20 protein-coding genes are annotated in these 19442 nt (G+C 69.4%); 12 read left to right on the plus strand and 8 right to left on the minus strand.

Annotated features, from left to right (window positions below):
• The first annotated feature begins 14 nt into the window (after positions 1–14).
• The 7 genes from OG984_RS25025 (at position 15) to OG984_RS25055 (ending at position 9262) form a co-directional block, all read left to right on the plus strand.
• Positions 15–530 (plus strand): (2Fe-2S)-binding protein, encoded by a 516-nt coding sequence (locus OG984_RS25025; RefSeq protein ID WP_141795068.1) that lies wholly within the window; start codon positions 15–17, stop codon positions 528–530.
• Positions 527–3004 carry a xanthine dehydrogenase family protein molybdopterin-binding subunit gene (locus tag OG984_RS25030; RefSeq protein ID WP_328528873.1) on the plus strand — a complete coding sequence of 826 codons (2478 nt, stop codon included), beginning with the start codon at positions 527–529 and terminating at the stop codon, positions 3002–3004. The genes OG984_RS25025 and OG984_RS25030 overlap by 4 nt, the downstream gene beginning before the upstream one ends.
• Positions 3001–3855, plus strand: coding sequence for an FAD binding domain-containing protein (locus tag OG984_RS25035; RefSeq protein ID WP_008360872.1), 855 nt, complete (start codon positions 3001–3003; stop codon positions 3853–3855). Before OG984_RS25030 ends, OG984_RS25035 begins: the two co-directional genes overlap by 4 nt.
• Before the next feature lie 3 nt (positions 3856–3858).
• Positions 3859–4557, plus strand: coding sequence for an SRPBCC family protein (locus tag OG984_RS25040; RefSeq protein ID WP_328528874.1), 699 nt, complete (start codon positions 3859–3861; stop codon positions 4555–4557).
• Between the two features lie 125 nt (positions 4558–4682).
• Positions 4683–6164: a flavin-containing monooxygenase gene (locus OG984_RS25045; protein WP_328528875.1), complete on the plus strand. Its 1482-nt coding sequence runs from the start codon at positions 4683–4685 to the stop codon at positions 6162–6164.
• 165 nt (positions 6165–6329) lie between these two features.
• Positions 6330–7298 (plus strand): AraC family transcriptional regulator, encoded by a 969-nt coding sequence (locus tag OG984_RS25050; protein ID WP_328528876.1) that lies wholly within the window; start codon positions 6330–6332, stop codon positions 7296–7298.
• 77 nt (positions 7299–7375) lie between these two features.
• Positions 7376–9262, plus strand: coding sequence for a carboxypeptidase regulatory-like domain-containing protein (locus OG984_RS25055; RefSeq protein WP_328528877.1), 1887 nt, complete (start codon positions 7376–7378; stop codon positions 9260–9262).
• 27 nt (positions 9263–9289) lie between these two features.
• Here OG984_RS25055 and OG984_RS25060 read toward each other — a convergent pair whose 3' ends face one another.
• The 6 genes from OG984_RS25060 to OG984_RS25085 are packed head-to-tail and all read right to left on the minus strand — an operon-like array spanning position 9290 to position 14420.
• Positions 9290–10024: a tetratricopeptide repeat protein gene (locus OG984_RS25060; protein ID WP_328528878.1), complete on the minus strand. Its 735-nt coding sequence runs from the start codon at positions 10022–10024 to the stop codon at positions 9290–9292.
• Complete coding sequence (locus tag OG984_RS25065) at positions 10021–10923, minus strand: VWA domain-containing protein (protein WP_328528879.1); 903 nt, start codon at positions 10921–10923, stop codon at positions 10021–10023. The genes OG984_RS25060 and OG984_RS25065 overlap by 4 nt, the downstream gene beginning before the upstream one ends.
• A complete protein-coding gene (locus tag OG984_RS25070) occupies positions 10920–12002 on the minus strand; it encodes a VWA domain-containing protein (RefSeq protein ID WP_328528880.1) in 1083 nt (360 codons plus the stop codon). Before OG984_RS25070 ends, OG984_RS25065 begins: the two co-directional genes overlap by 4 nt.
• Positions 11993–12496 carry a hypothetical protein gene (locus OG984_RS25075; protein ID WP_328528881.1) on the minus strand — a complete coding sequence of 168 codons (504 nt, stop codon included), beginning with the start codon at positions 12494–12496 and terminating at the stop codon, positions 11993–11995. Before OG984_RS25075 ends, OG984_RS25070 begins: the two co-directional genes overlap by 10 nt.
• Positions 12483–13370, minus strand: coding sequence for a DUF58 domain-containing protein (locus OG984_RS25080; RefSeq protein ID WP_328528882.1), 888 nt, complete (start codon positions 13368–13370; stop codon positions 12483–12485). The genes OG984_RS25075 and OG984_RS25080 overlap by 14 nt, the downstream gene beginning before the upstream one ends.
• 36 nt (positions 13371–13406) lie before the next feature.
• The gene (locus OG984_RS25085; RefSeq protein ID WP_008360887.1) at positions 13407–14420 is read right to left on the minus strand and encodes an AAA family ATPase; all 1014 of its coding nucleotides are present in this window, start codon (positions 14418–14420) and stop codon (positions 13407–13409) included.
• A 198-nt stretch (positions 14421–14618) separates the two neighbouring features.
• On the opposite strand from OG984_RS25085, the gene OG984_RS25090 reads away from it, so the two are divergent.
• The 3 genes from OG984_RS25090 to OG984_RS25100 all read left to right on the plus strand — a co-directional run bounded on the left by OG984_RS25090 (position 14619) and on the right by OG984_RS25100 (position 16948).
• Positions 14619–15359 (plus strand): SDR family oxidoreductase, encoded by a 741-nt coding sequence (locus OG984_RS25090; RefSeq protein ID WP_328528883.1) that lies wholly within the window; start codon positions 14619–14621, stop codon positions 15357–15359.
• Positions 15360–15392: 33 nt separating this feature from the next.
• Positions 15393–16283, plus strand: coding sequence for an SDR family oxidoreductase (locus tag OG984_RS25095; protein WP_328528884.1), 891 nt, complete (start codon positions 15393–15395; stop codon positions 16281–16283).
• A gap of 62 nt (positions 16284–16345) precedes the next feature.
• Positions 16346–16948, plus strand: coding sequence for a TetR/AcrR family transcriptional regulator (locus tag OG984_RS25100; protein ID WP_328528885.1), 603 nt, complete (start codon positions 16346–16348; stop codon positions 16946–16948).
• A 7-nt stretch (positions 16949–16955) separates the two neighbouring features.
• On the opposite strand, the gene OG984_RS25105 is transcribed toward OG984_RS25100, so the two are convergent.
• Positions 16956–17567, minus strand: coding sequence for an alpha-ketoglutarate-dependent dioxygenase AlkB (locus OG984_RS25105; protein WP_008360896.1), 612 nt, complete (start codon positions 17565–17567; stop codon positions 16956–16958).
• 126 nt (positions 17568–17693) lie between these two features.
• Between OG984_RS25105 and OG984_RS25110 the strand changes: the two genes are divergently transcribed.
• Positions 17694–18428: a GntR family transcriptional regulator gene (locus OG984_RS25110; protein ID WP_328528886.1), complete on the plus strand. Its 735-nt coding sequence runs from the start codon at positions 17694–17696 to the stop codon at positions 18426–18428.
• 10 nt (positions 18429–18438) lie between these two features.
• Here the strand turns inward: OG984_RS25110 and OG984_RS25115 are convergent, their stop codons facing one another.
• Complete coding sequence (locus tag OG984_RS25115) at positions 18439–18786, minus strand: hypothetical protein (protein ID WP_328528887.1); 348 nt, start codon at positions 18784–18786, stop codon at positions 18439–18441.
• A gap of 317 nt (positions 18787–19103) precedes the next feature.
• Between OG984_RS25115 and OG984_RS25120 the strand changes: the two genes are divergently transcribed.
• Positions 19104–19370 carry a DUF4031 domain-containing protein gene (locus OG984_RS25120; protein ID WP_008360901.1) on the plus strand — a complete coding sequence of 89 codons (267 nt, stop codon included), beginning with the start codon at positions 19104–19106 and terminating at the stop codon, positions 19368–19370.
• The last annotated feature ends 72 nt before the right edge of the window (positions 19371–19442 follow it).

Genomic DNA, 19442 nt, shown 5'->3' on the forward strand with positions numbered 1-19442 from the left:
GGCAGGGAGACAACATGGCCCGGATCAGCATGCGCGTCGACGGTATGAAGGTCACCGACGACGTCGAACCGCGGACACTGCTCGTGCAGTATCTGCGCGAAGGACTCGGCAAGACCGGCACGGTGATCGGTTGCGACACCAGCAACTGCGGCGCCTGCACGGTCCATCTCGACGGCGACTCGGTGAAGTCGTGCAACGTGCTCGCGGTGCAGGCCGACGGATGCGAGGTGACCACGATCGAGGGGCTCGCCGACACGGTCGAGGGCGATCTCCACCCGGTCCAGGAGGCGTTCCGCGAGTGTCACGGCCTGCAGTGCGGGTTCTGTACGCCCGGCATGATCATGCAGTCCGTCGACCTGCTCAAGCGCAACCCGCAGCCCAGCGAGGACGAGATCCGTGAGGGCATCGAGGGCAACCTGTGCCGCTGCACGGGCTACCACAACATCGTCCGCGCGGTGCAGTACGCCAGCGGCCACCTGGCCACCGCCGCCAACCCGCGCGGCGCGACCGAGGAGGTGGACGCGCTGTGACCGCCGTGGAGGCTCGTCCGGAGCAGACCAACGAGATCGGCCGCGACCGGCGCCGCAAGGAGGACGCGCGCCTGATCACCGGCCGGACCCGCTGGACCGACAACATCAACCTTCCCGGGATGCTGCACCTGGCGATGGTGCGCAGTCCCTTCGCCCACGCCCGGATCACCGGCATCGACACCAGCGCCGCGGAGGACTCCGAGGGCGTGGTGACCGTGCTGGCCGCCAAGGACTTCGACGAGACGCTCGGCGTCTGCATCAACGCCTGGCCGATCACGCCCGACCAGAAGACGCCGGCCCACCCGCCGATCGCCTCCGACCGGGTCACCTTCGCCGGTGAGATCGTCGCGGTCGTGGCCGCCCGGTCCGCGGCCGCCGCCCGCGATGCCGCCGAGATGGTCGAGGTCGACTACGAGGAGCTCCCCGCGGTCGTCTCCCTCGAGGACGCGGTCAAGGACGAGGTGCTCGCCCACCCCGACCTCGGCACCAACAAGTCCGCGCTGTGGGTCTTCGACAGCGCCCAGGCCGGCACCGGCGGCAGCGTCGACGAGGCCATCTCCGCCGCCAAGAGCGACGGGATCGTGATCGAGCGGACCTATCGCCAGCAGCGCCTGATCCCGGCGTTCATGGAGCCGCGCAGCGTCGTGTGCGACCCGACCGGTGAGCAGATCACGGTGTGGAGCGCGACCCAGATCCCGCACATCCTGCGGTTCGCGTTCGCCGCGACCACCGGCGTGCCCGAGTCGAAGATCCGGGTGATCGCGCCCGACGTCGGCGGCGGCTTCGGCGGCAAGCTCCAGCAGACGCCGGAGGAGATGATCGTCTTCGCGATGGCCCGCCGGCTCGGCAAGCCCGTGAAGTACACCGAAACCCGCTCGGAGTCCCTCCTCAGCGCCCACCACGGCCGCGACCAGATCCAGAAGCTGACCCTCTCGGCCACCAAGGACGGTCAGGTCACCGGCCTCAAGGTAGAGCTCGACGCCAACCTGGGCGCTTACGTCGCCATCGTCGGCGGCGGTGTCCCGGTCCTCGGCGCCTTCATGTTCAACGCGATCTACAAGTTCCCGGCCTACCAGTTCAACTGTCAGACCCACTTCACCAACACCACCTGGACCGACGCCTACCGTGGCGCGGGGCGGCCGGAGGCGACGTACGCCGTCGAGCGGCTGATGGACGAGCTGGCCGCCGAGGTCGGGGTCGACCCGCTCGAGATCCGGGAGCGGAACTGGATCAAGCACGAGGAGTTCCCGTTCACGACCATCGCCGGTCTGACGTACGACTCGGGGAACTACGAGGCGGCGACGGCCAAGGCGAAGGAGCTCTTCGGGTACGACGAGCTCCGCGCCGAGCAGCAGCAGCGCCGGGCGAACAACGACCCGGTCCAGCTGGGCATCGGCGTCTCGACGTTCACCGAGATGTGTGGTCTCGCCCCGTCACGAGTGCTCGGCAGCCTCGACTACGGCGCCGGCGGCTGGGAGCACGCCCAGGTGCGGCTGACGCCGACCGGCAAGGTCGAGGTCATCACCGGTGCGAGCGCGCACGGCCAGGGGCACGAGACCGCGTTCAGCCAGATCGTGGCGGACCGTCTCGGCGTACCGTTCGAGGACGTCGAGGTGCTGCACGGCGACACCCAGATCGCGGCCAAGGGCTACGACACCTACGGATCCAGGTCACTGGTCGTGGGTGGCGAGGCTCTGGTCAGGGCCGCCGACAAGGTGCTCGAGAAGGCCAAGCCGATCGCGGCCCACCTGCTCGAGGCCAGCGTCGACGACCTGGAGTTCACCGGAGGCAAGTGGACGGTGCGCGGCACCGACCAGGGCATGTCGATCGGCGAGCTGTCCACGGCGGTCTTCGCGGCGCACAACCTGCCCGACGGCGTCGAGGCCAACCTCGACTCCGAGGCCACCTTCGACCCGGAGAACTTCAACTTCCCGCACGGCACCCACCTGTGCGCGATGGAGGTCGACACCGAGACCGGCCAGGTGAAGATGCGGAAGTACGTCTGCTGCGACGACATCGGCAACATCATCAACCCGCTCATCGTCGCAGGTCAGGTGCACGGTGGACTGGTCCAGGGCATCGCCCAGGCGCTGTGGGAGGACGCCGTCTACGACGACGCCGGCACGCTCGTCTCGGGCTCGTTCGTCGACTACCTGCTCCCGACCGCCGCCGACACGATCAGCTTCGAGATCGACCACACCACCTCGCCGGCGACCACCAACACGCTCGGCACCAAGGGCGTCGGTGAGGCCGGCACCATCGCCTCCACCCCGGCCGTGGTCAACGCGGTCGTCGACGCGCTGCGACCGCTGGGCGTGCACGACGTGACCATGCCCTGCACGCCGGAACGGGTGTGGCGGGCCATCAACGAGGGCTCGGCCGGTGGCGAGACCACCGGCGCGGCCGCAGCACACTTCGATCCGTCGACGGGCATGTCCGGGAACGTCGACCGCACGGAAGGAGACGCCCAGTGATTCCCGCATCGTTCGACTACGTCGCCCCGACCACGGTCGAGGAGGCGCTGGCAGCCCTCGCGCAGTACGGCGACGAGGCCAAGATCATCGCCGGCGGGCAGAGCCTGCTGCCGGTGCTGAGGATGCGTCTCAACGCTCCCGAATGGGTCATCGACCTCGGCCGCATCGACTCCCTCAAGGGCGTACGCGACGAGGGCGACTCGATCCTGATCGGCGCCATGACGCGTCACTGCGACGTCGCGGCCGATCCTCTGGTCGCCGAGCACGCGACCCTGGTCGCTCGCGCCACGGCGACGGTCGCCGACGAGCAGGTGCGCCACCGCGGCACCTTCGGTGGTGCGCTCGCCCACGCCGATCCGGCGGGCGATCTCGGAGCCCCGGCCCTGGCCCTGGACGCCGAGTTCGTCATCGCCGGGCCGGCCGGCGAGCGGGTCGTCCCGGGCTCGGAGTTCTTCCAGGGGCTCTTCGAGACGGCCGTCTCCGAGGACGAGCTGCTGGTCGGCGTACGCATCCCGAAGCACACCGGATGGACGGCTCACTACGAGAAGTTCGTCCGGGTCGCCCACCAGTGGCCGATCTGCGCGGTCGGCGCGACCCTCAAGGTCTCCGGCGGTGTGATCGAGGGCGCGGCGATCGGCCTCACCAACATGGGCTCGACCCCGTTGCGGGCCGCCGGCGTCGAGCAGGCGCTGATCGGCCAACAGGCCACCGAGGAGGTCGTACGCAACGCCGCGGCCCTGGCCGCGGACGGTGCCGAGCCGCCCTCCGACCTCAACGGCGACGCCGACTACCGGCGTCACCTGGTCACGGTGCTGGCACGGCGGGCCATCACGCAGGCGCTCGGGGGCTGACGCGTGGATCTGACGCACCAGTTCACGGTTCCGACCTCGGTCGAGGAGACCTGGGACAGCTTCCTGGACATCGGCTCGCTCGCCGAGTGCTTCCCGGGAGCCCAGGTCACCTCGGCCGAGGGCGACACCTTCACCGGCACGGTGAAGGTGAAGCTCGGTCCGATCGCCATGGTCTACGCCGGCTCCGGCACCTTCGTCGAGAAGGACGAGTCCGCCCGGCGACTGGTCGTCGAGGCGAAGGGGCGGGACAAGCGCGGCAACGGCACCGCCGGTGCCAACGCGACCCTGACGATGGCTCCAGAAGGGACCGGCACGAGGGTCGAGATCGTCACCGACCTCGCCGTCACCGGCAAGCCCGCCCAGTTCGGTCGTGGGGTCATGCAGGACGTCTCCGACAAGCTCCTCGGACAGTTCGTCGCGTGCCTGGAGTCCAAGTCGGCTCCGGCTGCCGCTCCGGTGACCCCGGAGACACCGGCCGCGGCGGAGCCCGTGGGTGAGGAGAGCTCGGAACCATCGCCGGCTGCCCCGTCGCCAGCCGCAGCGCCGACGCCGCAGGCGCCGAGGCACGCCAAGCAGACCGAGGCGATCGACCTGGGCGCGACCGTGGTGCCGGTGCTGATCAAGAACTACGGCAAGAAGATCGCCATCGGGGTGGCCGTCATCGCCGCGGTGGTGATCGTCTACAAGCTGCTGCGGGGCTGAGGCCGGTGTGCGCGACAATCCGTCGCGCAAACCGGATACCCCTCGCGCAACACGGATAGCGGAGCGCTGTTCGACCTCTCTAGCGTTTTGCCTACGCAGACCCCGCTGCGAGAGGAAACAGAAAAGTGAAGATCGCGGTCATCGGCGCCGGGTTCGCAGGCATCGCCTCGGCCAAGGTGCTCACCCAGCTCGGGCACGACATCACCGTCTTCGAGAAGACGCCCGATGTCGGTGGTGTATGGAGCCGCACCCGTCGCTACCCGGGCCTGACGACGCAGAACAACAAGGACTCCTACACGCTCTCGGACCTGAGGATGCCGAAGGTGTTCCCGGAGTGGCTCAGCGGCGAGCAGGTGCAGAGCTACCTCGAGATGTACGTCGAGAAGTTCGAGCTCGCCCCGATGATCAGGCTCTCCACCGAGGTGCGGAGTGCCCAGCCGGCTGGAGGGGGCGGCTGGGACATCACTCATGCAGGGGCCGACGGCGAGACGACCGAGCACTACGACCACCTCATCGTGGCCAGCGGCGTCTTCTCGGAGCCGTTCGCCCCTGCGTACGACGGGGTCGACGAGCTGCGGGCCGCCGGCGGCCAGATCCTCGCCGCGAGCGAGCTGCACGACCTGGAGACCGTCAAGGGCAAGGACGTCGTGGTCGTCGGCTACGGGAAGTCGGCCTGCGACGTGTCCGTCGAGATCGCCAAGGAGGCGGCCTCGACCACCGTGGTCGCGCGCCAGCTGCTGTGGAAGATGCCCCGCAAGATCAAGGGCGTCCTCAACTACAAGATGCTGCTGCTCACGCGCATGGGGGAGGGGCTCTTCCCCTACCAGAACATCCGTGGCGCCGAGAAGGTCCTGCACGCGGGCGGCTCGAAGATGGCCGGCTCGATGGTCGGCAGCGTCGAGTCGGTCACCACCAGCCAGCTCAAGCTGAAGAAGCTCGGGCTGATCCCCAAGGGGCAGTTCACCGACATCGCCCGCTCCACGGTCTCGCTGGCCACCGAGGGGTTCTTCGAGGGCGTCGAGGCCGGGGACATCACCGTCGAGCGCGACACCGAGATCGTCGCCTTCGTGACCAAGGACGGCAAGCCGTACGCCGAGCTCGCCAACGGGCGCGCGGTGCCTGCCGACGTCGTGGTGACCGCGACCGGCTTCAAGCAGGAGCTCCCGTTCTTCTCCGAGGAGATCCAGGACCAGCTCACCGACGACAACGGCGACTACCAGCTCTACCGCCAGATCCTGCCGCTGACCGTGAAGGACCTGACCTTCGCCGGCTACAACTCCTCGTTCTTCTCGCCGCTCTCGGCCGAGATGAGCGCCGTCTGGATCGGCTCCCACCTCGGTGGTGGCCACGAGGTCCCGCCGGTCGAGGAGATGGAGGCCCACGTCACCGCGCGGCTCGCCTGGATGCGGGAGCGCACCGACGGTCACCACGCCCGCGGCACCAACATCATCCCGTTCTCGATGCACAACATCGACGAGGTCCTCGGGGACGTCGGTCTCGATGTCGGCAGGCTGACCAAGGCGGTGCAGTGGCTGCTGCCGATCAACCCGAAGGCGTACGCCTCCGTCACGCCCAGGCTCGTGGAGAAGCTGACGGCGAGGAGCTAGTACGACGCGAGATGCCGGTGTTCCAGGGTGGGACCGGCATCTCGTTTCGGGTTCGACCTGGACCCCAGTCGGGACCTTAGACAGTGATTGCGCCGTGTTCGCGTTGACACGGCGCCGGCTCCGCTACGCTCTTCGGTCAGTCGAGCCACGGTCCAGGAGCCTCCCTTGCCCCGTCCCCTGCTGAGCCGCCACACCGTTGTCGCCACCACCGACGTGGACCAGGCCCGTGAAGCCGTGGCCGAGCGATTCTGTGCGCACTACCTGGCGCTGACCAAGGCCGGCTCCCAGCTCGACATGGTGCACAACGCCGCGCCCCTGGGCGAGGACGTGATGCTCAACTACATGCGCTACGGCGACGAGGTGCGGATCACCCCAGGCACCTTCGACGACTTCTACCTGATCCAGCTCCCGCTGGCCGGCAGCGCGAAGGTCAAGGTCGGTGAGCACGTCGTCCTGGCCGACCGCACCCGCGCCTCGATCGGCTCGCCGACCGAGCCGGTCGACATGCTCTGGTCCGACGGCTGCGAGAAGCTGCAGGTCTACATCCGCCGCAGCGCCGTCGAGGAGGCGGCCGCGGGCATCGGCGGCTCCGGGCCGGTCGTCTTCGACCCCACGCTCGACCTGGGCCGGCCCGAGGTGCGCGACTGGCTGAAGATGGTCCGGCTGGCCTACGACAACGTCGAGGCCGGTGGCTCGCTGATGAGCTCGCCGCTGGTCGCCGCGCCCTACGAGCAGGCGCTCATCGGCGGCCTGCTGACGATCCAGGCCAACACGTCCCTGGAGATCGTCTCCGAGAGGGGCTCACCCACCGTCTCCCGCGCCGTACGCATGGCCGTCGATCTCCTCGAAGCCCACCCCGAGCGTCCCTGGAAGGTCGCCGAGCTCGCCCGATCGGTCGGCGTCTCCACCCGCACGCTGCAGGAGGCGTTCCAGCGCGACCTCGACACGACGCCCTTGGAGTACTGGCGGCGGACCCGGCTCGACCGCGCCCACTCCGACCTGCTCGCCGCGGACGCGTCCGCCACCTCGGTCACCGCCATCGCCGCCCAGTGGGGTTTCTTCCACCTCGGCCGGTTCTCGCAGGCCTACCGGGCACAGTTCCAGGAGCTCCCGTCACAGACGCTCATGCGATGAGTTCGATGGCGGGGTGAGCCGACCTTCGTCTATCTTGTCTGCGCACCTCGCCCGAGGCTGCGCAATCGGAGGTCCAAATGGCTCGGCTCGCAAGCGCGATCGCCATCCTGCTCATCGCACCACTTCTCACCTTCGCCTCTGCGGTTGCTGAGGCCGCCGAGCCCGACGGCGTGACCATCTTCCCGTCGGCGGACGGGCCGTTCATGTGGGGCGAGCCGATGGACCTCGAAGGCACGGTGACCGAGAACGGTGCGCCGGTTGCCGGCGCGAACGTCGAGCTTGCGCAGATCGATCCGAGCGCGGCGTGGCACGCCACTGTCGTCACCGATGCAAGCGGGCGTTGGGCCTACCGGTTCACCCCGCCCGTCGCGAGCCGCTACACCCTGCACGCGAGCTACGCCGGCGCCGACGGCACCTACGAGGACTGGACCAACTTCGACGTCGCTCGGCACCCGTCGACGTTCACCTTCTCCGACAACGGCCTCCGTCAGACCGACGAGCAGATCTCGTTCGACGTCCTCCTGTCCGGCGACGGCGCAGGGCTGGCCAACCGGATCGTGCACTGGGACCTTCAGTGTTGGTACTCCGAGACCAGCCCGGTCTCGGTCGGCCGCATCACGGACAGCACCACCTCAGCCGTCGGCACGTTCACCGTGACGTACGACCAGCAGTTCCCGTGTCCTGAATACGCACTCATTGCTTGGTGGGACGGCGACCAGGACTATCAGCCGGTCAAGAGTTGGGCGAGAGAGCCGACCGCGTGGCGCCGGTCGGACCTCAAGATCCACACTCCGGCATCCGCCTTCGTCAACGACGACCTGGACACCAGCGTCACTGTTCTCGTCGACGGTGCGCCGGCTCCGAACCGTACCGTCCACATCCGTTACTTCGCGCCGAATGCGACAGGGCCGACCTACCTGGACGTCGTATCGGGTCCGGACGGTGTCGCCGCGATCCCGATCAAGGCGACCGAACCCGGCAACTGGAACATCCACGCGACCATGAACGCAACCGACGACACCATGGCGGCCGAGCGGTCCGTCACGGTGCCCGTGTCCCAGGTCGCCACAGACCTCAGTGTCTCGCCACTCGTGTCATCGGTGATCGTCGGCAAACCTGTCACCATTCGGGGGAGTCTCGCCCGGGCCGACGGTCGGAACGCGGGGGTCACGGTTGTGGTCCAAGCCACCGAGTCGGGAGTCGAGCACAGATACCAGACGACAACCGGTTCGGACGGCGCGTTCGAGTTCGTCCACACGCCGAATGTCGCCGGGTCCGTCATCTATGACGTCTGGGTCCCCGGTGACGATCGCTACATCTACACCAATCACCCTGCCCAGACCGTGACGGTGCAGCCGCAGACGCCCGCTGTGACGCTGACGGCCAACAAGACGTCGTACGCTGCCGGCGAGACCGCCACGTTCCGGGTCAACCTCACCAAGACCGACAGCCGAAGGGTGCGGGTCACGGCTCAGGATGCCGGCGGCACCATCAAGGTCCTCTACGACGGCAACGTCCCGTCGACCGGACTGACTCTCAACCGCACGATGTGGCGGAACACCACGATCGTGGCCAGCCACCCTGCCGACTCACGGAGCACGGCGGCCAAGGCGACGCTCAAGCGATCCGTACGCCTCGGGCTCGCCACAAAGGCGCTGAACCCGCTGCGCCGGGTCGGGGCATACGCCGTGTATCGGCCGTCCGCCGACCCCACTCTCGTCACCTCGGTCCGTCCGGTTCGCTCCGGTCTGTGCGTCCGGATGACGGTTCAGAAGTACACGGACGCGGCGTGGCGCACGGTCGCGACCTCGACGTGCCGAACCACCAACGCGTACGGCAAGGCCCGATGGACGCTCACGCGCTACCACCCCAGTGGCTCGCGATTCCGCATCGCGGCTCGATTCGCGGGTGACTCGACGAACGCCGCCGGGACCGGCCCGTGGACGTACGTCCGATTCCGCTGACCGCCCTGACGTCGGGCGGCCAGCGCCTCACCACTGCGGCTCGTCGCTGAACCCGCCGTAGTCGTCGAGGTCGGCGTCGTCGCGGCGGTAGCTCTCGCCGTCGCCGTTGCGCTTGTCGAGCTTGTCCTCCTTCTTGCTCTGGTCCTGCGGCGGGTCCGGCGGGTCGTCCTGCTGGTCAGGCCTGATCGGCGTCTTCGGGGTCAGCTTCTCCTGGAGGCGCTCTTCGACGGACTCGCCCTGCTGCGACTGCTCGGGGCCCTGGCCGGAGTCGGTGGGGCAGTCGCCCTCCTCCAGCGTGGCGAGCGCCTCCTCGTAGGCCGCCTTCGCCCCCTGCTGGTCGCCGGCGTCGCGGGCGCGGTCGCCGATCGCCTCCTGGGTGAGCGACATGTTGATGCGTACGGTGCACTCGTGGTCCTCGGGCACCCGCTCCAGGGCCTCGCCGTAGTAGGCGATCGCGCGGGCGTTCTCGCCGAGGAGGAAGGCGGCGTTGCCGGCGTCGAAGTGGGCGATCCACGGCTGCAGGATGTTGAGCTCGCGGTTGGAGGAGTAGTGCTCCATCGCGGTCGCGGCGTCGCGTACGTCCCAGGCGTCTCGGCCGGCCCGGTCGTGGTGGCCCATCAGGATCACCTTCATCAGGAAGGCCAGCCCGATGACCACCGGCACGATCCCGGCCAGCAGCAGCGCGCGCCGCACCTGCTCGCGGGCGGTGCGTACGGGGTGCTGCGGCTCGGTCGTCTCGACGGGTGTCTCGGTCAGCGTCACGACAGCACCTCCTCGGCCTCGTGCCCGCGGCGGCGGTGGCCCCACAGCTCCCACAGCAAGAGTGCCAGCAGGGGGAAGCCGAAGATCCAGGCGCGGGACACCTCGCCGCCGGCGGAGGTCTTCTCGGTCAGCATCTCGGAGTCCCAGGTGGAGGCCTCGGTGGCGATCTCCTTGGTCTCCTTCGTCGTGCGGTGAAGCGTCTGAAGACCCATCTGACCTGCGATCTCGCGCAGGTTGGCCAGGTCGATCCGGGAGCGGGCGTCCTGGCCCTCGCCGTCCTTGAGGTAGCCGTCCTGGGGGCGTTCGTCGTCCCACGGCATCCGGCCGCCCTCCTCGGTGCCGTAGCCGAGCACCACGCCGCCGGCGGAGAGGTCGTCGATCTCGCTGAACGACTGCTGGTCGACGCCCTCGCGGGTGTTCTCCCCGTCGGAGGCGAACACCACGATCCGGCGCCGCTCGGGGAAACGCTCCTGGTCGCGCTCGAGCGCCGAGATGACCTCGTCACGCGGGGCGTCGACCATCGAGCCGGACCCGTCGAAGGCCCGTTCGGCGTAGAGACCGTCGACCCAGGCGTTGAAGGCCGTGGTGTCGTAGGTGAACGGCATCTCGGTGCGTACGACCTCGCCGCCGAAGGTGATCGCCCCGAAGCGCACCGACGGCAGCGCCGCCGAGAGCGCCTTGAGGTCCTTCTTGAGCTGCGTCATCCGGGCCTCGCCGTCGGGCCCGTCCTCGGCGACCATCGACCGGGTCCGGTCGACCACGACGAGGACATCGAGATCGGCCGTACGCATCTCCGACGGTGCCGCGCCCCAGCTCGGCCGCACCAGGACGATGACGGTGAGCAGGACGATCAGCACCCGGCGTACGATCGTGAGGATCTGCCATCCCAGAGCACTCATCGGCCCACCTCGCTCGGTGGCCGGGCCTGCTCGGTCTGCTGGGGCCACGGGGCCGCGGGCGGAGTCGGCCGGGGGCGCGGGGACAGTCTCCCGGAGCGCACCAGGGCGTAGACCCACCCGGCGATGAGCATGAGGACCCCGAGGACGATCGTCGCGATCGGCCAGCCGGGAGCGTCGCGGATCTGGTACTTCGGCGGTTCGACGACCTCGTCGGCCGAGAGCCGGTCGATGCCGGCCAGGATGGACTCGATCGAGCCGTCGTCACCGAGCAGCGAGAAGGTGCCGCCGGTGTCGGTCATCGCCTTGTCGAAGGTGGCGCGCTTGTCCTCCTGGAAGCTGAGGTCGGCGGAGCCGATGCCGTAGAGCTGGACGTCGCGCTCCTTGGCGAACTCGGTCGCCTCGGGCAGCGTGTAGACCGGCGGACCGCCCTGCGGGTCGTTGTCGGAGGCGACGATGACTGCGCGGCCGCGCTCGGGGTCGGACAGGTCGAAGCGCTTGACGCAGGAGACGATCCCGTCGCTGATCAGGGAGGCGCGCTCCTTGCCGAGGTAGGTGCCGGCGACGTACTCCTGGTCGCCGAGGGCGAAGGCCCGGCCGGCCCGCGCCAGCTCGTCCTGCACCCAGCCGTAGTCGTCGGTGAGCGGGAAGACGGTGACGGCGGCGTCGCTCCACAGGACCAGGCTGACCCGCTCACCGTTGAGACCGGCGACGAGCTGGGAGTAGGCCTGGGTGACCTGGGTGTCCTCGTCGAACATCGACGTCGAGGCGTCGAGGCACAGCACGATGTCACGGGTGGAGTAGCGGTTCTGGGTGATGTCGGTGGTCTGCGGGCGGGCGATCAGCCAGATGCAGCCGATCACGGCGAGCGCGATGCCCGCGGTCTGCCACCAGGACAGCCAGCGCTGCTGGGTGGCGAGCTCGCGAAACCGGGGGAGCCGCTTGAGACGCTCGGTGTGGGCGACGAGCACGGCGTCGGCCGGGCGGCGATGCACCCGGGCTGCGAGGACGACGATCGCGGCGACGGCGATGGCCGTGACGACCAGCACGATCACGCCGAGGACGGGCCATCTCAGGTCCATGTCGTCACCACCTGCCGGGCTCGGCCCAGCGCCTCGGGGAAGCGCTCGGCCGCCTGGCCCTCCTCCTCGGGGGCGAAGGCGGGCGGGTACATCACCTCGACGGCCATCGCCAGGGGACGGGTGCGGGGGTCGCTGCGTACGGTCGCCTTCAGGTCGGCGAGGACCATCTTGTCGGCCGGGATCTGGCTGACCTCGGCGACGTAGTCGCGCACGGTGCGGCTCAGGTGCTGGTGGCCGACCCGCGCCGGTACGTCGCCGCGGTGCACCGCCCGCTCGATCCGGTCGATCTCGGCCAGGTGCTCGGCACGCAGGTCGCGCGGCTCGGGGACCCACGGCGTCTCGACCTCGACGACCGGGCGGCGCTTGCGGGTCAGCAGGATGACCGCGAGGTAGTAGAGCGCCACCGCGGCGAGCAGCGCCAGCGCGAGCACCAGCCACCAGCCCGAGTGGGCCAGCGGCTGCTGGAACTCCTCCGGGACGCTACCGGCGCGCATGACGGTGCCTCTCCAGGAGATGGAAGACGGCGCCGATGGCGGTGGTGTCGTCGCGGACCCGCTGGTAGGCGATGCCGAGGCGGTCCAGCGTGCTGCGCAGGCCGTGCTCCTCGGCGGCGGCCAGCTCGGCGTACTGGGCCTGGAGGACCGCGTCGCCGCTGAGCCATCCCGGCAGGGCGGCGACGGTGTCGACGTCGACCGTCGGGCCGGCGCCGGCCACCGCGGTGGTCGGGTCGAGGTCGTCGATGCCCGCGACCAGCACCTCGTGCTGGACGGTGAGGCGTCGCAGGATCGCGGCCATCTCGTCGCTGACCGAGTGCTCGTCGGTGACGACGAGCAGGATCGCCCGGCGGCGTACGTTGGTGGCGATGTGGCGCAGGACGGCGACGATGTCCGCCTCGGCGGAATCGGGGGTGATGGCGTCGTGGGCCTGCCCCAGCGCCCGCTCGAGCGCGACCTCGGTGTCGGCGGGCTTGGTGAGCTTCTGGGTCTCCGAGTCGCCGTAGGCGACCGCGACCTTGTCCCCGTGGCGTACGCCCAGCCAGCCGACCAGGCCGGCGGTGAAGATCGCCAGGTCACGCTTGGTCGTGGTGCCGGTCGCCTGGGCGGCCATGCTCCGGCCCGTGGAGATGGCCAGCAGCACCAGATGCTGGCGCTCGGCCGTGAACCGCTTGACCAGCAGGCTCCGGGACCGGGCCGTCGCCTTCCAGTCGATGTCCTTCACGTCGTCGCCGGGGACGTACTCCCGCAGGTCGTGGAAGTCCATGCTGCGCCCGGTCTGGAGGCTGGCGTACTCCCCGTCGAGCAGGCCCACGACCTTGCGGTGGGCATGGATCATCAGCCGCGTGCGGATCCGGGGGAGGTACGTCGCCATGTCGGTGCTCAGGTCAGGTGCTCAGGTCGGCTCGGCTCAGGGGCTGGGGACCGCGCGGACCAGCGCGTCGACCAGCATCTCCGGCTGGACCTTCTCCGCCAGTGCCTCGAAGCTGAGGTGGAGCCGGTGGCGCAGGATGCTGTGGCGCAGCTCGCGCACGTCCTCCGGGGTGACGTAGGAACGGCCGAGCAGCAGCGCCGCCGCGCGGGACGCCTGCAGGAACGCGATCGAGGCACGCGGGGACGCGCCGATCTCGACGTAGGAGCCCGTCTCCGGCCCGAGCAGCTGGCGGGCGTTGCGGGTGGCCTGGACGAGGGCGACGATGTAGCGCTTGATCGCCGGGTCGACGTAGACGCGCTTGGTCAGCTCCTGGAGCCAGATCACGTCGTCGGGGTCGGCGACCGGACGGGTCTCCTCGTGGTCGGGACCGAGCGTGCCGGCCTCGATGCGCTCCAGGACGATGAGCTCCTCGCCGTCGCTGGGGTAGTTGACGATCTCCTTGAGCAGGAACCGGTCCATCTGGGCGTGGGGGAGGACGTAGGTGCCCTCCTCCTCGATCGGGTTCTGCGTGGCGAGCACCATGAACGGGCGCGGCAGCGGGTGGACGTGGCCGGCGATGCTCGTCTGGCGTTCCTGCATCGCTTCGAGCATGGCGCTCTGGGTCTTGGCGGAGCTTCGGTTGATCTCGTCCAGCAGCACGAAGTTGGCGTGGACCGGTCCGAGCTGGGTCTCGAACTCGTGGTTGCGCTGGTCGTAGACCTGGGTGCCGATGATGTCGCTCGGCAGCAGGTCGGGGGTGCACTGGATCCGGGAGAACTGCGCCTTGACCGTCTGGCTCAGCGTGCTCGCGGCGAGTGTCTTGGCCAGCCCCGGCACGCTCTCCAGCAGCACGTGTCCCTCGGAGAGAAGCGCGATCAGGAGCGCCGTCCTGAGGCGTTCCTGGCCGACCACACGGCTGCTGAAGGCGGTGCTGATCCGCCCGACGATCTCCTTCGCCCGGGCGATCTCCTCAGCGGATGGCGGGGCGAGGGTTGGTGCGGTGGTGGTCAAGGCGGCTCCAGAGGCGTCGGCTGTCGGTCCCATCCTTTCCTACCAGCGTACGGAACGCATCTGGGACCCACTCCAAAGCCCGTTCCGCGAACCGCGAGGACCCTTCGGAAGGTGGCATGAGACACATATGTGGACGGGCGGTTCATATCTGTGATTATATGGACACATCGTTCACATCGACTCCTGAAGGAGACCACCATGACCAGCACCACCAACACTCGCGTCGCACTCGTCACCGGCGGCTCGGGCGGCATCGGCACGGCCGTCGTCGAGCGACTCGTCCGCGACGGCTTCGCGGTCGCCGTTCACTACGCCGGCAACGCCGGCCGGGCCGAGGAGCTCGTCGCGGAGATCACCGCGGCCGGCGGCCAGGCGATCGCAGTCGGCGGCGACGTCGCGGACGAGGTCGCGATGGCCGAGGCCTTCAAGGCCACCAGCGAGGCGTTCGGCGGCATCGACGTCGTCGTCAACACCGCCGGGATCATGGCGCTGAGCCCGATCGCGTCGCTGGACCTGGATGTCCTCGACCGGATGCACCGCACCAACATCCGCGGCACCTTCGTCGTCTCGCAGCTCGCCGCGAACCAGGTCCGCGACGGCGGCGCCGTCATCAACTTCTCGACCTCGGTCAAGAAGGTCGCGCTGCCGGGGTACGCCGCCTACACCGCGTCCAAGGGCGCTGTCGACGCCCTCACCATGGTGCTGGCCAAGGAGCTCGCCGGCCGCGACATCACCGTCAACGCGGTCGCGCCAGGCCCGGTCGCCACGCCGCTGTTCCTGGACGACAAGGACGAGGAGACCATCGAGCGGATGGCCAACATGAACCCGCTGCACCGCCTCGGCACGCCTGAGGACATCGCCGAGGTCGTCGCCTTCCTCGCGGGTCCCTGCCGGTGGATCAACGGCCAGGTCGTGTACGCCAACGGCGGCATGGTCTGAGCCGGGTCGACGAGCAGCAGGAAGGACAACGCCATGAATCAGATCGTCGTCATCACCGGAGCCTCGAGCGGCTTCGGCGCCCTCACCGCCCGCGCGCTCGCGCGGACCGGACAGACCGTCTATGCCGGGATGCGCGAGACCGGCGGCCGCAACGCCCCGGCTGTTCGAGCCGCTGCCGACTACTCGACCGAGCACGGCGTCGACCTTCGTGCGATCGAGCTCGACGTCAACTCCCAGGACTCGGTGGATGCGGCCATCGCCCAGGTCGAGGCCGACCACGGCCGCATCGACGTCCTCATCCACAACGCCGGTCACATGGTGGTCGGCCCGACCGAGGCGTTCACGCCCGAGCAGCTGGCCGAGCTCTACGACGTCAACGTGCTCTCGACCCAGCGGGTGAACCGGGCGGTGCTGCCGGGCATGCGGGCACGGGGTGCCGGCCTGGTGGTGTGGGTGTCGAGCTCCTCGGTCAAGGGCGGTACGCCGCCCTACCTGGCCCCCTACTTCGCGGCCAAGGCGGGCATGGACTCCCTCGCCGTCTCCTATGCCGGTGAGCTGGCCCGGTGGGGTGTGGAGACCTCGATCGTCGTGCCCGGCTCGTTCACCAGCGGCACGAACCACTTCGCGCACTCCGGACGGCCCGCCGACACGGCGGTCGAGGCGGCGTACGAGACGCGCTACGCCGGGCTCATGGGCCAGGTGGCCGAGAAGCTCGCCGCGCTGGCTCCGGCCGACGCGGACGCCTCGATGGTCTCCGACGAGATCGCTCGGATCGTGTCCCTGCCGGCCGGTGAGCGTCCGTTCCGGGTCCACATCGATCCGGCTGACGACGGCTCGGAGGAGGTCTCCGACGTGGCCGATCGTGTCCGTCGCGAGTTCCTCACCCGCGTCGACCTCGCCGACCTTCTCACCATCGCTCGGTGAGACGTCTTGCTGCTGGTGCCCCATACACTGGCTCACCGATCGACATCAGAAGGGGGCGGATCATGACCGCCGAGGACGTTCCGCCGCGCCGAGGACGGGGCCGCCGACCCGCCGACGAGGTCCGAGCCGACATCCTTCGCGCGACGGGTGAACTGCTCCTCACCGAGGGTATGGCCGACCTCACCTTCGACCGGGTGGCCCGTGTCGCGGGCGTCAGCAAGACCACGCTCTACAAGTGGTGGCCGTCTCGGGGCGCGCTCGCCCTCGACGGATACTTCCATGCGGTCGAGGACACCCTGGCCTTCCCGGACACCGGCGACATCCGCACCGATCTCCTCAGCCAGCTGCATGCCTTCGTCGCAGTGATGACCGAGACGAAGGGCGGGTCTGCGCTTCTCCAGCTGATCGGGGAAGCGCAGACAGACCCGGAGCTGGCGGCCGCCTACCGAGCGCTCTACTCCGCCGAGCGCCGTCGCCTGGCCGTGGAGCGCCTCACCCGCGCCCAGGAAGCCGGCCAGCTCCGCTCCGACGTCGACGTACGCGTCCTCATCGACCAGCTCTGGGGATCCGTCTACCACCGGCTGCTCATCCCCGACGAGCCCGTCACCCGCGAGTTCGCCACCGCCCTTGTCGCCAACCTCCTGGACGGCGTCGCAGCCTCCTGAGCCAGTCTCAGAAGACGTTGCGGGGCCGGAACTGGACCGAGATCCGGGGGCCGGCGGAGGAGACCTTGGGGATGGCGTGCTCCCAGGTGCGCTGGCAGGAGCCGCCCATGACGACCAGGTCGCCGTGGCCCATCTCGATGCTCATGCCCTTGCCGCCGCCCTGGGGCCGCAGCGCCAGACGGCGCGGGTCGCCGACGGAGACGATCGCGACCATCGTGTCGTTGCTGCGACCGCGACCGATCCTGTCGCCGTGCCAGGCGACCGAGTCGTTGCCGTTGCGGTAGTAGCAGCAGCCCGCGGTCACGAACGGCTCGCCGAGCTCGGGCAGGTAATGAGCGGTGAGGCGGCCGCGGGCCTCGGCGAGCCGCGGGTGGGGGAGCGGGTCGCCCTGCAGGTAGGTGTGCAGGAGTCGGGGCACGTCGACGACGCGGTCGTACATCTGTCGACGCTCCTCGCGCCATGGGACGTCGTGGACCAGGGCCGCGAAGACGTCGTCGGGATCAGGCAGCCAGCCGCGGGCGACGTCCACCCAGGCTCCGCGGTCCAGATGGATCCGCTCGTAGGTCGTCTCGGTGGTCTCGTCGTCGGTGGGGGCGAAGAGTGTTCCCTGGAAGTCCACCCTTGCAGCATACCTCGGGATCGAACATGTGTTCTAGCGAAATCCTGCATTCGGGTTTCGTTGCACCTGATCCGCCTCATCTCATTGCAATGTCACAACTTGACCAAACCCGGGACCGTACGCCATGTGTACACCTACGCTCTGCTCATGGTCCGGTCGGTCGACGGTGAGCGTTCGCTCAAGCACGTCCAGATCCGGGAGTACGTCCGGGAGCTGGTCATCGGGGAGAGCCCGGGTGCGTCCGCGCCCTCGGAGCGCGAGCTGGTCCAGAAGTTCAGCGTCGCCAGGGCGACCGTGCGGCAGGCGCTCGACGCGCTCGTCGCCGACGGTCTGCTGGTCCGGATCCCGGGCCGGGGCACGTTCGTGGCGCGTCCGCCGCGGGCGCAGAGTCCGGTGCTCGGGTTCAGCGAGGAGATGGCTCGCCGGGGGATGCAGGCTTCCTCCGAGACGCTGCTGCTCGGCCGGGAGAAGGCCGGGCCCACCATCGCGCGTGCGCTGGCGATCAAGGAGGGCGCGGCCGTCGTCCACTGGCGGCGTCTGCGCCGCGGCGACGGGGTGCCGATCTGTATCGAGGACGTCTACCTCGACGAGGCGATCGTGCCCGGGATGCTCGAGCGCACCACGCCGACCAGCCTCTACGCCGAGCTTGCCCGCCGGCACATGCGCCCCTCGTGGGTCGACGACACGTTCCGAGCCGACGTGGCCAACATCGAGGAGGCCACGCTGCTCGGCCTCTCGGTCGGTGTGCCTGTGCTCCGCAGACAGCGGAAGTCGGTCGCAGGGGATCGCTACGTCGAGGTCTGCCGCTCGGTCTATCGCGCCGACCGCTACGCGCTGCACCTGCAGCTCGGCCCCTCCTGACGCCTGCGGCTCAGAGGTCGCCGAGCGGCGCGACCACGTCGCCGCTCTCCTCGCAGACCCAGATCGGGTCCGGGCCGCCCAGGTCGGGGGTGATGTGGAGCGAGTGCACCGGCGCCTCGGGCGGACAGAGCGTGCACACGGGCCAGCGCTCGGAGCTCTCGTCGAAGAGCACGTCCTGCACGTCCTGGGCGACCAGGCCCGCGACGTACGCCTTCCCCTCCGGCCACTGCTCAACCCACCAGCCGCGCTCGGTCATCGCGTCCTCGAGGGCCGACACGGCCGCCGCCCCTGCGAGTCCGCGCGCATCGAGGTCATGGAGCACCCTCGCCCGAGCCTCGAACAGCACTGTCGTGTTCATCACCGACCATTCTCGCCCACCGGTCAAGGAGGCGAGAAGCGATTCAGCGCTCGCGAATTGCGGAGCAATCGCCAACAGGCCAGTGCTGGAGCGTCCCTCGTCTGGACGCAGCGGAGGGAGGAGCGTAGCGACGAGCGGAGCGGAGGAAGACGAGGGTCAAGCGGAAGCGCTCGCGAATTGCGGAGCAATCGCCAACAATCCAGTGCTGGAGCGTCCCTCGTCTGGACGCAGCGGAGGGAGGAGCGTAGCGACGAGCGGAGCGGAGGAAGACGAGGGTCAAGCGGAAGCGCTCGCGAATTGCGGAGCAATCGCCAACAATGCAGCCTGTGATTCTGATCGATCCGCCGAACGTGCCGAGCCGTGGCCGGATGTGGTCGCACCTGGCCAGTGACACCTCCTACGAGGAGCTGCACGCCTTCGCGAGCCGGATGGGGATCCCGGCCCGCGGGTTCGACCGGGATCACTACGACGTGCCGGCCGAGGCGTACGACGACATGGTCGCCGCCGGTGCGGTCGAGGTCACCTCCCGAGCGCTGGTCTCCGCACTCCTCGCGGCCGGCCTGCGCCGCCGCAAACCCCGATAGCCGAGGGGTGACCGCGCGAAGCGCGGAGGCGTCACCCCCGGCTGAGGCGTCACATACGTCGGCCCAGAGGGC

It is taken from the genome of Nocardioides sp. NBC_00368, from assembly GCF_036090055.1.
Classification (GTDB): domain Bacteria; phylum Actinomycetota; class Actinomycetes; order Propionibacteriales; family Nocardioidaceae; genus Nocardioides.